Genomic DNA, 12,143 nt, shown 5'->3' with positions numbered 1-12,143 from the left:
TCAACTAGTCCTGTTCGTCAGGCTCGTCGGCATTGCGAGCAATCGCCACGATAGTTACGCCGTCCGGGAGGTCCATCAGCTTGACCCCCATTGTGTTCCGGTCACGCGTACGGCGTACAGGCTTCACCGGAGTCCGGATGACACCACCGTTGCTGGTGATCGCGAACAACTCGTCGTCCGGGTCGATCACCACCGCACCGACCAGACCACCGCGCCGTTCGGTGATCTTCGCAGTCAGCACGCCCTTACCTCCCCGGCCCTGCACCGGGTATTCCTCGATCGGGGTACGTTTCGCGTATCCGCCGTTCGTGGCCACCAGGACGTCCAGACCCTCCCGAACGACCTCCATGGCGAGCAGGACATCGTCGTCCGTGAAGCGCATGCCGATCACGCCCGAGGTGGCACGGCCCATCGGGCGCAGCGCCTCGTCCGAGGCGTTGAACCGGATCGCCTGCGCCTTCTTCGAGACCAGCAGCAGGTCGTTCTCCGGTGCCACCAGAGCAGCACCGACCAGCTCGTCCTCATCGCGCAGGTTGATCGCGATGATGCCGCCGGAACGGTTGGAGTCGAACTCCTCGAGCCGCGTCTTCTTCACCAGGCCGTTCTTCGTGGCCAGTACCAGATAGGGGGCTACCTGGTAGTCCGGGATTTCGATGATCTGCGCGATCTGCTCGTCCGGTTGGAAGGCGAGCAGATTGGCCACGTGTTGGCCCTTGGCTACCCTACTGGCTTCCGGCAACTCGTACGCCTTGGCCCGGTACACCCGGCCCTTGTTCGTGAAGAACAAGATCCAGTCGTGGGTCGAGCATACGAAGAAGTGGCTGACAATGTCGTCCTGCCGCAGCGTGGCGCCGCTGACGCCCTTACCGCCGCGCCGCTGCGACCGGTACAGGTCGACCTTGGTCCGCTTGGCGTACCCGGTGCGGGTGATCGTGACGACCACGTCCTCGCGGGCGATGAGGTCCTCCATCGAGACCTCGCCGTCGAACGGGATGATCTGCGTCCGGCGGTCGTCGCCCCACTTGGCGACGATCTCGCCCAGCTCCTCTGAGACGATCTTCCGCTGCCGCTCGGGCTTGGCGAGGATGTCCTTGAGGTCGGCAATCTCGATCTCGAGCTTCGCCAGGTCGTCGATGATCCGCTGCCGCTCCAGGGCCGCGAGCCGGCGCAGCTGCATGTCCAGGATCGCGGTCGCCTGGATCTCGTCGATCTCCAGCAACCGGATCAGGCCCTGCCGGGCGTCGTCCACCGTCGGAGAGCGCCGGATCAGGGCGATCACCTCGTCCAGCGCGTCCAGCGCCTTGCCCAGGCCGCGCAGGATGTGTGCCCGCTCCTCGGCCTTGCGCAGCCGGTACGCGGTCCGCCGACGGATCACGTCGATCTGGTGCTCGACGTAGTAGCGGATGAACTGGGCCAGGTTGAGCGTGCGCGGCACCCCGTCGACCAGGGCCAGCATGTTGGCGCCGAAGGTCTCCTGGAGCTGGGTGTGCTTGTAGAGGTTGTTCAGCACGACCTTGGCGACCGCGTCGCGCTTGAGCACCAACACGATCCGCATACCGGTACGCCCGGAGGACTCGTCGCGGATGTCGGCGATACCGGCGAGCTTGCCCTCCTTGATCAGCTCGGCGATCCGCTCGGCGAGGTTGTCCGGGTTGACCTGGTAGGGCAGCTCGCTGACGACCAGGCAGGGACGGCCCCGCTTGTCCTCCTCGACCTCCACCACGGCCCGCATCCGGATCGAGCCGCGACCGGTGCGGTACGCGTCCTGGATCGCGGTGGTGCCGACGATCAGGCCGTAGGTGGGGAAGTCCGGGCCCTTGACGATGCCGATCAGGGCTTCGAGGGTGGTCTCCTCGTCCTCCTCCGGGTGCTCCAGGCACCACTGCACCGCCGCGCCGATCTCCCGCAGGTTGTGCGGCGGGATCTTGGTGGCCATGCCGACCGCGATGCCCTCGGAGCCGTTCACCAGCAGGTTGGGAATCCGCGACGGCAGGATCGTGGGCTCCTTGGCCCGGCCGTCGTAGTTGTCCTGCAGGTCGACGGTGTCCTCGTCGATGTCCCGCAGCATCTCCATGGCCAGCGGGTCGAGCTTGCACTCGGTGTTGTGGCTGACGAACCCGTCGGAGACGAACGAGTGGTCGTCGGTGTCGACCCGGACGCTGTAGACCGGCTGCACGCCGGCGTCCGTGATCTGCGCCACCTCGGCGTAGTAGAACCGTCCGTCGACCAACGGCTCGACCACGTCGAGCACCTCGGAGTTGGTGATCCGGGCCGCGATCTCGTCGCGGTCCCGCTCCCACCGCTCGACCCGGTCCACGTTGTGCCGACGCAGCCAGTCCTGCTCGGTCCAGCGCGTCGCGCCGTGCGAGCGGATGAAGTCGGCGACCAGCGGCACGTGGTCGCTGGAGAGCGCCGTGCTGCTCGCCGGCACCTGGGCCAGCTCGGCCTCCAGCTTGGCCTGCTTGCGGCCGAGGAAGCCGACGTGCGCGGCGAAGATCCGTGCGTCGCGGCGGTTGGTCACCACGACCTTGATCTCGCCGTCGTCGTAGCGGGTCTGCCGGCTGATCACGCCGAACTCCAGCAGCAACTGCTGGACCTCGGCCGCCAGGCGCTCGCTGCGGGTCGAGTACGAGATCTGCATGGTGTTGCGCGGCAGCAGCGACGACGAACCGTCGCCCTCGAACAGCGCCTGGAGGAACGCCCGCTTGATCGCGGCGGGGCCCTGCCAGACGAACTCGGGAACGAACTTCGCGGCGCTGCGCGCGCCCACCATGTCGCCGAGGAGGCTCGTCCGCAACGCGGCGAGGTCCTGCACGTCGAGTTCGTGGAGGGTGCTTCCGGAGGCGATGACCCGCTCGCTGACGTAGCGAGGGCCGCCAACGGCGAGGTCGTAGGCCGCGAGGACGCGGACGAAGAACTCCCGGTCGACGTTGTTGAACCCGGCCCGGTTCGGGGAGACCCAGCCCTCGCTGACGAAAGCGCCGGCGAGGACGGCGGCCTCGACGTGCTCCAGCATCGAGTAGCCGATCTCGTCCGGCACCGAACGCTGGAGGACCACCCGGTCGCCGGGGGAGATCTCGGCGAGCAGCTTCCACAGCAGGGTCGGCACGCCGGCCACGTCCACCAGGCAGAGCACCGGGTGGTTGTGGGTGCCGGTCAGCTCGTACCCCTCGCGGGTGCGCAGCCGCAGCGTCGGGTGCTCGCCGGAGTGGAAGAACTTCGAGGCGCGGACCAGGTCGCCGTTGCGGTCGCGGACCTTGAGGTCGATGTCGGTCTCGCTGGACGGCGCGGCGTCCGCGACCACGTCTGCGATCCGCACGCTGCCCTCGGCGGTACGAATCCTGACATTTCCGGATACGCAGTATCGCATCGCCGCAGCCGGATCGTTACCCGGCGAGCCGAAGTTGCCGTTGCCGTCGACCAGCGGGTAGCGCAGCGACCAGGGCTGCGCCATCCGGACCAGCGCGTCGTAGATCGCCGAGTCGCCGTGCGGGTGGAACTGGCCCATCACGTCGCCGACGACGCGGGAGCACTTCACGTAGCCGCGGTCCGGCCGGTAGCCGGAGTCGAACATGGCGTAGAGGATCTTGCGGTGGACCGGCTTGAGGCCGTCCCGGACGTCCGGCAGCGCGCGCCCGACGATGACGCTCATCGCGTAGTCGAGGTAGGAGCGCTGCATCTCCACCTCGAGCCCGACCGGCTCGATCCGATCGTGCGCGACCACCGCGGCGGTGGCCTCGGCGGGGACCTCGGGCTCGTTCGGTGTGGACTCGGGAGAATCGGTCACTGTATACCCTTATCAGACTCAGAGTCGTTTTCGTGCTGTGGATAACGTCTGTGGATAGCGGCCAAGCTGTGGATAACTCTGTGGACCGGCGGGCCGACCGGGTCCTGCCCGGCTGGCCCGCCGACGTCCGTCAGATGTCCAGGAACCGCACATCCTTGGCGTTGCGCTGGATGAACGACCGGCGGGCTTCGACGTCCTCACCCATCAGGACGCTGAACAACTCGTCTGCGGTTGCAGCGTCGTCGAGCGTGACCTGACGCAGGGTGCGGGTCGCCGGGTTCATCGTGGTCTCCCACAGCTCGGGATAGTTCATCTCGCCGAGGCCCTTGAACCGCTGGATGTCGTCCGGCTTGGCGTTCGGCTTCTTCTGCTGGCGCAGCGCGATCAGCCCGTCCCGCTCACGGTCGGAGTAGGCGTACTGCGCGTCGTCGCCCTTCTTGTTCCACTTGATCTTGTAGAGCGGCGGGGCGGCCAGGTAGACGTGCCCCAACTCGACCAGCGGACGCATGAAGCGGAACAGCAGGGTGAGCAGCAGGGTCTGGATGTGCTGGCCGTCGACGTCGGCGTCGGCCATCAGCACCACCTTGTGGTACCGCAGCTTCTCCATGTCGAAGTCGTCGTGGATGCCGGTGCCCAGCGCGGTGATCAGCGCCTGGACCTCGTTGTTCTTGAGGACCCGGTCGATCCGGGCCTTCTCCACGTTGAGGATCTTGCCGCGGATCGGCAGGATCGCCTGCGTGCGCGGGTCGCGACCCTGCTTGGCCGAGCCACCGGCCGAGTCACCCTCGACGATGAAGACCTCGGACTCGCGCGGGTCGGTGGACTGGCAGTCGGCCAGCTTGCCGGGCATCGAGCCGGACTCCAGCAGCGACTTGCGTCGGGCCAGCTTGCGTGCCTGCTGCGCGGCGATGCGGGCGCGGGCCGCCTGGGACGCCTTCTGGATGATCGTCTTGGCCTCGGCCGGGTTGCGGTCGAACCAGTCGACGAGCCGGTCGTTGCAGACCCGCTGCACGAAGCTCTTCACCGGGGTGTTGCCCAGCTTGGTCTTGGTCTGGCCCTCGAACTGCGGGTTGGTCAGCTTGACCGAGATGATCGCGGCCAAGCCCTCTCGGATGTCCTCGCCGGAGAGCTTCTCGTCGCCCTTGAGCAGCTTCTTGTCGGTGCCGTACCGGTTGACCACGCTGGTCAGCGCGGACCGGAAGCCCTCCTCGTGGGTGCCGCCCTCGTGCGTGTTGATGTTGTTGGCGAAGGTGTAGACCGACTCGCCGTACGACTCGTTCCACTGCATGGCGATCTCGAGGGACATGCCCTCTTCCTCGGCCTCGAACTCGACCACCGTCTTGTGCATCGGGTTCTTGGAGGCGTTGAGGTGTCGGACGAAGTCGGCGATACCGCCGTCGTAGCGGAAGGTGACCTCGCGGGTCTTGCCGTCCTCGTCCTCCGGGACCCGCTCGTCGAGCAGGTGGATGGTGATGCCCCGGTTGAGGAAGGCCATCTCCTGCAGGCGTCGGTAGATGGTCTGGAAGTCGAAGTCGATCGTCTCGAAGACGTCCGGGTCGGGCCAGAAGGAGACCGCAGAGCCGGTGCGGTCGGTGGTCTCGCCCTTCTCCAGCGTGGATGGCTTGGAGTGGGTGTACTGCTGCCGCCAGACGAAGCCGGACTTGTGGATCACCACTGCCATCTTGGTCGACAGCGCGTTCACCACGGAGACGCCGACGCCGTGCAGGCCACCGGAGACCGCGTACGCCTTGCCGTCGAACTTGCCACCCGCGTGCAGCACGGTCAGTGCGACCTCGACGCCCGGCTTCTTGAGCTTCGGGTGGAGGTCGACCGGGAAACCACGGCCGTTGTCGGTGACCTGGACCCCACCGTCGGCGAGCAGCACCACGTCGATGGTGTCGCAGTAGCCGGCCATCGCCTCGTCGACCGCGTTGTCGACGACCTCCCAGACGAGGTGGTGCAGACCGCGCTCGCCGGTGGACCCGATGTACATACCGGGCCGCTTGCGAACCGCCTCCAGCCCCTCGAGAACGGTGATCGACTCTGCGCCGTACTCCTGCTTGTCCTGCGCTGCCACCCTCGGCCACTTTCTCGCGTCGTCGGCGCCGGTGGGGCGCGTCGGGCGCGGGTTCGGCGGGACAGGACGCGACGTCGGCGCGCGGACCGGCGCCGGAGACCTCCGGACAGCGGGTCGAACGCGCCGGTCGCCGCGGTCGCCCGCGGATCGCGATCGGCTCGACCCGGAGTGGAGAATGACCTGGGGCCACCGGCCCCGTCCCTCGCCCCGCACCGGGTCTTCGTCTCGCTGTCAATCCTACTGTGCGCGGGGGACAGAACCACCACTCGGCACCCTCAACGAGGCGGCTGAGATGTCCGTAGCCGGCAGAACCCCGTTACCCGCGACTCCCCCCACACGCCAGGCCCTGTTCGGACGCGCCGCCCCCGGACGGGTTGACCCGCGCTCGGGCGGGTCGGGGGTCGCGGTCGGATCGTCCGTGCCGTACGTTTGCGGCGCCCCGGAAGCGGCCTTGATCTTTACCGGTCGGAACCGGGACGATCGACCCGATCGACCCGACACGTGCTCTCTAAGAGGTGACAGATGGGGCTGGACAACGTCGCGGTGCACTGGCCGCGGACCGGCCGCTTCTACGATCCGGTGGCGCCGGCCGAGTTCGTCGACTTCGGCGAGATCGTCGATCTGCCGCGGATCTCGGCGCCGACGGCGGCGCTGGCCGAGCTGATCGCGAAGACCGGCACCGTCCGCGCGACCGCGTACACCGAGCTGGTGGATCTCCTGCTCGGCCTCGAAGGTGTGTTGTATGCCACAGACGCCGCGGCCGAGGACGAGGACCCGGTGATCGACCCGGACGGCTGCGCCTGGATCGCCGGCGGCGTCGAGCGGTTCGTGGCCGGCCACCGGGAGTACGGCGAGACGGTCACGTTCGACTCGGTGAGCACGGTGCTGCGGACGCTGCTGGGCGACGGCCGGCTGGCGGAGCAGCAGTTGCGCTGGCTGGACACCCGCCTCGACGCCTTGCGCGACGAGAGTGGTGATCCGCCGCAGTGGAATTTCACCTGTGCCGAGCTGGGCGTGCTGGCGGCGTTCTATCGACGCTGTGCCGAGCGCGGGTTCGCCGTCTACGCCGACGCCTGAGCCCTCGGGCCGTCCGCCTGAGCCCCCGGGTCGTCCGCCTGAGCCTGCGGGCCGCTCGGGGCGGGGCGGTTGGCGGCCGCGATCACCTGTGTGAGCACGGCGTGCAGGTGTTGCAGGTCCTCGACGGGCAGTCCGAGGCGTTGCACGATCGCGGCCGGGATCTGCTCGGCCCGGGCGCGCAGAGCGGCGCCGCTGGCGGTGAGTGTGACGGCGAGGCTGCGCTCGTCGGCCGCGTCGCGTTCCCGGCGCAGGTAGCCGGCCGCTTCGAGTCGCTTCAGCAGGGGTGACAGGGTGCCCGGGTCGAGCTGCAACAGGCGGCTAAGGTCGCGGCCGGACAGCGGGGCGTGCTGCCAGAGCGCCAACATCACCAGGTACTGCGGGTGGGTCAGCCCCATCGGTTCCAGCAGCGGTCGGTAGACGGCCACCACGCTGCGCGCCGCGACCGACAGGGCGAAGCAGACCTGCTGCTCCAGCGCCAGCGGGTCGGCGCCCTCCGGTTGGCCGCTCATCGGTTGCTCTCCTCGTGCACGGCAACTATCGTACCGATCGTTGGTACACCAATAGTTGGTGCGGCAACGGTAGGCGTCACGGCACGCGGAGGGACGGCAGATGAGCGAGGACGGCGCGACCACGAGAGCACCGGGCGAGGGCGGCCGACTCCTGCGCTGGGCCTTCCGGCATCTCGCCGGGCCGGCCGACGGCGTCCAGGGCGCGGTGCAGGGCGGTTCGACCGCCGCCCGTGAGGCCTGGAAACGCGACCTGGCCGAGCGCAAGCGCTACTCGCAGGAGCAGCGCGAGCGCAGGCGGGCGGCCCGGGAGGCCGACCGGCGGCGCTGAGGGGCCGGCTCAGCCGTACGTGTCGCGCGGCCCGCGGCCGCGTACCCGGCGTGGGCCCTTCTGCCACGACGGCGCGGCCGGGCCGTGGATGTGCAGCTTGCGCACCACGTTGTGGCCGACCTCCTGGGCGATCTGCTTGAGCAGCGAGCCGGCGAGCAGCCGTAGCTGGGTCGCCCAGGCCGTCGAGCGCGCCTCCACGGTCAGCTCGCCATCCTCCAGCTTGACCGGCCGGCTGTGCTGGGCGACCTCCGCGCCGACCACCCGCTCCCACGCGCCGAACACGGTCGCCTCCGCCGCGGGCTGCTGCCAGCCCCGCGCCTTCACCAGCCGGTTCAGTACCGCGCCCAGGGGCTGCGGGTCGCGCGGGTCGGGGCCGGGGCCGGAGTAGCCACGCAGCCGCCGTCCGGAGCCGCCGGCGCCGTCCGTGCCCGCGCCGGGGGCACGCCGGGTGCGCGCCGCCGCCTGCCGGCGGGACAGCGCGGCATCGAGCACGGCCCGGGCCAGCTCCGGGCCGCTGGGAGCCTCCGGCTGGTCGCCGGTCGCCCCGGCCTGTGGAGTACGCGCGCCCGCGGCGTCACCGGCCTGCCGGCCGCTACCGGTCGTGTTGGCACCTGAGCGCCGCCCGCCTGGCTCATCCGACACGGCGTACCGTCCCCTCGCCGACCTGGTAGCGGGTGCCCCGCAGGGCGGCCGGGACGTCGTCGTCCACGGCACACGTGACGAGCAGTTGACTCGCTCCGCCGACGAGTTCCGCCAGCCGTTCCCGACGCCCGGTGTCCAGCTCGGCGAAGACGTCGTCGAGCACCAGAACGGGCTCGATGCCGTCAGCGCGCAGCAGGTCGTACCCGGCGAGGCGCAGCGCGAGCGCGAAGGACCAGGATTCGCCGTGGCTCGCGTACCCCTTGGCGGGCAGCGGCCCGAGCGACAGGGCCAGCTCGTCGCGGTGCGGGCCGACGAGGGTCGTGCCCCGCTCGATCTCGGCGGAACGGGAAGCGGCGAGCGCGGTCGTCAGTGCCTCGACAAGCGTGGCCCGGTCGGTGGTCGGCTCGGCCAGTTCGACCGACGGCCGGTAGGCGATGCCGGCCGCGCCCCGGCCCGCGGCCACCGCGTCGTACGCCTTCGCGACGTGCGGGGTGAGCGCGGCGACCAGCTCCAGCCGTCCGGCGAGCAGTTCCGCGCCGTGCTGGGCCAGGTGGGTGTCCCAGACGGCGAGGGTGCCGAGATCACCACCACGGGAGCCGCCGGTCTTGCGGGCGAGGTACGCGGTGCGCAGCAGGGCGTTGCGCTGCTTGACCACCCGTTCGTAGTCGGCGCGTACGCCCGCGTAGCGGGGTTGGCGGTTGACCAGGAGGTCGTCGAGGTAGCGGCGACGTTCGGCCGGGTCACCGCGTACCAGTTCCAGGTCCTCCGGAGCGAACAGCACCAACCGCAGCGCGCCGAGCACGTCGCGGGCCCGCCGGGCGGGTGACCGGCCCAGGCGGGCGCGGTTGGCCCGACCCGGCACGATCTCCAACTCGACGAGGAGTTCCCGCCCGTCGTGCACGACCGCGCAACGGATCACCGCCGACGAGGCGCCCATCCGAACCAGCGGCGCGTCCGTGGCGACCCGGTGCGAGTCCAGGGTCGCCACGTAACCCAGCGCCTCGACGAGGTTGGTCTTGCCGACGCCGTTGGCGCCGATCAGAACGTTCGCCCCCGGCTGGAGGTCGACGGCGACCCGCTCGTACGAGCGGAAGTCGACCAGTTCCAGCCGGTGAACGTACACAGGGTGTGGATGCCGCTCAGCGCTTGTGGACAGCGTGGCCGCCGAACTGCTGACGCAGCGCGGAGACGGCCTTCATGGCGGGTGAGTCGTCCTGTCGGGAGGCGAACCGGGCGAACAGCGAGGCGGTGATGACGTTCAGCGGTACGGCGAGCCGGACCGCTTCGTCGACCGTCCAGCGCCCCTCGCCGGTGTCCTCGGTGTAGCCGCTCAGGTCGGCCAGCTCCGGGTCCTCGTCGAGAGCCCGGTCCAGCAGGTCGAGCAGCCAGGAGCGGACGACTGTGCCCTCGCGCCAGGACTTGATGACGCCCGGCACGTTGGTCACCAACTCGGAGGCCGACATCAGCTCGTAGCCCTCGGCGTAGGCGTGCATGAGGCCGTACTCGATGCCGTTGTGCACCATCTTCGAGTAGTGCCCGGCGCCGACGGGGCCCGCGTGGACGAACCCGAACTCGCCCTCCGGCTTGAGAGCCTGGAAGAGCGGCATGAGCCGGTCGACGTGCTCCTGGGCGCCGCCGACCATCAGCCCGTAGCCGTTCTGCCGGCCCCAGACGCCCCCGGAGACGCCGACGTCCACGTAGCCGATGCCGCGCGCATTGAGCCGCTCGGCGCGGGGAGCGTCGTCGCTGAAGCGGGAGTTCCCGCCGTCGATGATGATGTCGCCCTCGCCGAGCACGTCGGCGAGTTCGTCGATCGTGGCGTCGGTGACGCCGGCCGGCACCATGATCCACACTGCGCGCGGTGATTCGAGCTTTTGCGCCAGCTCGGCGAGGTCCGCCGCGTCGCTCAGCTGCGGGTTGTGATCGAATCCGACCACTTCGTGGCCGGCAGCCCGCAACCGCTCGCGCATGTTGCCGCCCATCCGGCCGAGTCCTACCAGGCCGAGCTGCATTTGTTCCTACCTCCGTGGATCTGGTGTTGCTGGGCCGATCAGCGAGAAACGCGGATCGGCATGATGAGGTACCGATACCCCGGAATGACCTCACCATCCTCGCCGGCGGGTGAGATCACCGCCGGCTTGAAAGCGTCGACGAACGAGAGTACGGCGGTCTGCGAACCCAGGTTTGCCAGGCCGTCGATGAGGTACTGCGGGTTGAAGCCGATGGTGAGTGGGTCACCGGTGAAGGTGGCCTCCATCGCCTCGCTCGCCCGCGCCTCCTCGGAGCCGCCAGCCTCGACCACCAGCCCGTCAGCGCTGAAGCTGAGCAGCACCGGGGTGGTGCGCTCGGCCACCAGGGCGACCCGCTTGACCACCTCGATCAGCGTGCTGACCGGAACCCGGGCCTCGGCGTTGTGGGTGGCCGGGAAGAGCGAACGCACCGGCGGGTAGTTGGCGCCGTCGAGCAGCCGGCTGGTGGTACGACGGGTGCCGCCCGCGAGGCCGACCATGCCCTCGCCCGCCGCGCCCTGGGCGAGGGCGAGGGTGACCTCGCCGCCCAGCGGGCCGAGGGCCTTGGCGGTGTCGTTCAGGGTGCGGGCCGGAACCAGGGCGTTGATGCTCACGTCGGGGTCGTCGGGCCGCCACTGGATCTCGCGCAGCGCCAACCGGTACCGGTCGGTGGCGAGCATCGACAGCGTGTTGCCGGAGAGCTCGACCCGGACGCCGGTCATCATCGGCAGCGTCTCGTCCCGGCCGGCGGCGATGGCCACCTGGGCGACGGCGGTGGCGAAGGCCGCGGCGTCGACGGTGCCGGCGCTCTGCGGCATCTCGGGCAGGGCGGGGTAGTCCTCCACCGGCATGGTGGGCAGGGTGAACCGGGCACTGCCGCAGACCAGCTCGAGGTGGGCGCCGACCGCGGCGATGTCGACCGGCTTGGCCGGCAACGCCTTGGTGATCTCGGCGAGCAGGCGGCCGGAGACCAGCGCGGCGCCGTCGGCGTCACCCTGCACCTCGACGGTCACCTGGCTGGAGACCTCGTAGTCGAAACCGGAAACCCGCAGGTTGCCGTCGGTGACGCGGAGCATCACCCCGGCGAGCACCGGTACGGACGGCCGGTTCGGCAGGCTCTTCGCGGTCCACGCCACGGCCTCGGCGAGCGCGTCGCGCTCCACTCGGAACTTCATCAATGCCTCCGCGTCGACGTCAGCGACAACTCTCTCATGCCGACCGCTGCCTACCGTCCCGCCCAACCGTGCGGGTGTCCATCGCACCTTAGGGCGCGGGGACATCGGCTGTGCGCCCGACCCCATGGATCGTGTCGATGCTGACCGGCCTGTCCGGCAGCGTTCGGCACGATCCACAGAAAGCCCAACGGTGATGATTGGTTTTTGTTCTCTTAGAAGAGATAACCCATAGTCTTCATCGCACCTGTGCAAACTGTGGAGAACTCGAATCCCCGCAGCTCAGAGCGGTTATCCCCCGGTGGGTTGCCTGTGGAGAACCGGGTGTGAAACCGCCTTGTGTATCCACAGCCCGCCGACGTGCGCCGGTTGTCCACCGTTGTCCACCGGTTGTCCACCGGTAATCCACCGACTTTCTCCCCAAGCCTGTGGACGGCCGAGAAGATCACCATTGCTGTTGTCCCCAGAACCTTCAACAGCTCGTACACAGGCCGACGATCATCGGTGGATAACTCTCTCGTTGTCCCCAGCCGTCCACAGCG

General features: G+C 69.4%; 9 protein-coding genes. 2 read left to right on the top strand and 7 right to left on the bottom strand.

All coding sequences use genetic code 11. The features are described from left to right. Positions 1-4: 4 nt before the first annotated feature. Both gyrA and gyrB read right to left on the bottom strand, forming a co-directional pair. On the bottom strand, positions 5-3,724 hold the full coding sequence (gene gyrA, locus ABZV06_RS01650) for an intein-containing DNA gyrase subunit A (RefSeq protein WP_355617994.1): 3,720 nt from the start codon (positions 3,722-3,724) through the stop codon (positions 5-7). Positions 3,725-3,917: 193 nt separating this feature from the next. Beyond that, the gene (gene gyrB, locus ABZV06_RS01645; RefSeq protein ID WP_355242939.1) at positions 3,918-5,864 is read right to left on the bottom strand and encodes a DNA topoisomerase (ATP-hydrolyzing) subunit B; all 1,947 of its coding nucleotides are present in this window, start codon (positions 5,862-5,864) and stop codon (positions 3,918-3,920) included. Between the two features lie 522 nt (positions 5,865-6,386). Between gyrB and ABZV06_RS01640 the strand changes: the two genes are divergently transcribed. Continuing rightward, complete coding sequence (locus ABZV06_RS01640; protein ID WP_355242942.1) at positions 6,387-6,941, top strand: hypothetical protein; 555 nt, start codon at positions 6,387-6,389, stop codon at positions 6,939-6,941. On the opposite strand, the gene ABZV06_RS01635 is transcribed toward ABZV06_RS01640, so the two are convergent. Next, on the bottom strand, positions 6,926-7,450 hold the full coding sequence (locus ABZV06_RS01635; protein WP_355617718.1) for a MarR family transcriptional regulator: 525 nt from the start codon (positions 7,448-7,450) through the stop codon (positions 6,926-6,928). The two genes, ABZV06_RS01640 and ABZV06_RS01635, sit on opposite strands and share 16 nt — an antisense overlap. A gap of 100 nt (positions 7,451-7,550) precedes the next feature. Between ABZV06_RS01635 and ABZV06_RS01630 the strand changes: the two genes are divergently transcribed. Beyond that, positions 7,551-7,778 carry a hypothetical protein gene (locus ABZV06_RS01630; RefSeq protein ID WP_355617716.1) on the top strand — a complete coding sequence of 76 codons (228 nt, stop codon included), beginning with the start codon at positions 7,551-7,553 and terminating at the stop codon, positions 7,776-7,778. Between the two features lie 9 nt (positions 7,779-7,787). On the opposite strand, the gene ABZV06_RS01625 is transcribed toward ABZV06_RS01630, so the two are convergent. Genes ABZV06_RS01625 through dnaN form a run of 4 tightly spaced genes read right to left on the bottom strand, consistent with a single transcriptional unit; the run spans position 7,788 to position 11,604 of the window. Further along, complete coding sequence (locus ABZV06_RS01625) at positions 7,788-8,420, bottom strand: DciA family protein (protein WP_355242950.1); 633 nt, start codon at positions 8,418-8,420, stop codon at positions 7,788-7,790. Next, a complete protein-coding gene (gene recF, locus ABZV06_RS01620; RefSeq protein WP_355242953.1) occupies positions 8,410-9,543 on the bottom strand; it encodes a DNA replication/repair protein RecF in 1,134 nt (377 codons plus the stop codon). The genes ABZV06_RS01625 and recF overlap by 11 nt, the downstream gene beginning before the upstream one ends. Before the next feature lie 16 nt (positions 9,544-9,559). Continuing rightward, positions 9,560-10,432, bottom strand: coding sequence for a phosphogluconate dehydrogenase (NAD(+)-dependent, decarboxylating) (gene gnd / locus ABZV06_RS01615; protein WP_355242956.1), 873 nt, complete (start codon positions 10,430-10,432; stop codon positions 9,560-9,562). A gap of 38 nt (positions 10,433-10,470) precedes the next feature. Continuing rightward, a complete protein-coding gene (dnaN, locus tag ABZV06_RS01610; protein ID WP_355617714.1) occupies positions 10,471-11,604 on the bottom strand; it encodes a DNA polymerase III subunit beta in 1,134 nt (377 codons plus the stop codon). Between the last annotated feature and the right edge of the window lie 539 nt (positions 11,605-12,143).

It is taken from the genome of Micromonospora sp. NPDC005172, assembly GCF_040608555.1.
Taxonomy (GTDB): domain Bacteria; phylum Actinomycetota; class Actinomycetes; order Mycobacteriales; family Micromonosporaceae; genus Micromonospora.
The sequence above is the reverse complement of the archived record's forward strand: the minus strand, read 5'-3'. Positions and strand labels throughout refer to the sequence as shown.

Excerpts from the sequence above, each read along its gene's own strand:
- ABZV06_RS01640 (WP_355242942.1), top strand. The coding sequence starts at position 6,387 with ATGGGGCTGGACAACGTCGCGGTGCACTGGCCGCGGACCGGCCGCTTC.
- ABZV06_RS01635 (WP_355617718.1), bottom strand. The coding sequence starts at position 7,450 with ATGAGCGGCCAACCGGAGGGCGCCGACCCGCTGGCGCTGGAGCAGCAG.
- ABZV06_RS01630 (WP_355617716.1), top strand. The coding sequence starts at position 7,551 with ATGAGCGAGGACGGCGCGACCACGAGAGCACCGGGCGAGGGCGGCCGA.
- gnd (WP_355242956.1), bottom strand. The coding sequence starts at position 10,432 with ATGCAGCTCGGCCTGGTAGGACTCGGCCGGATGGGCGGCAACATGCGC.
- dnaN (WP_355617714.1), bottom strand. The coding sequence starts at position 11,604 with ATGAAGTTCCGAGTGGAGCGCGACGCGCTCGCCGAGGCCGTGGCGTGG.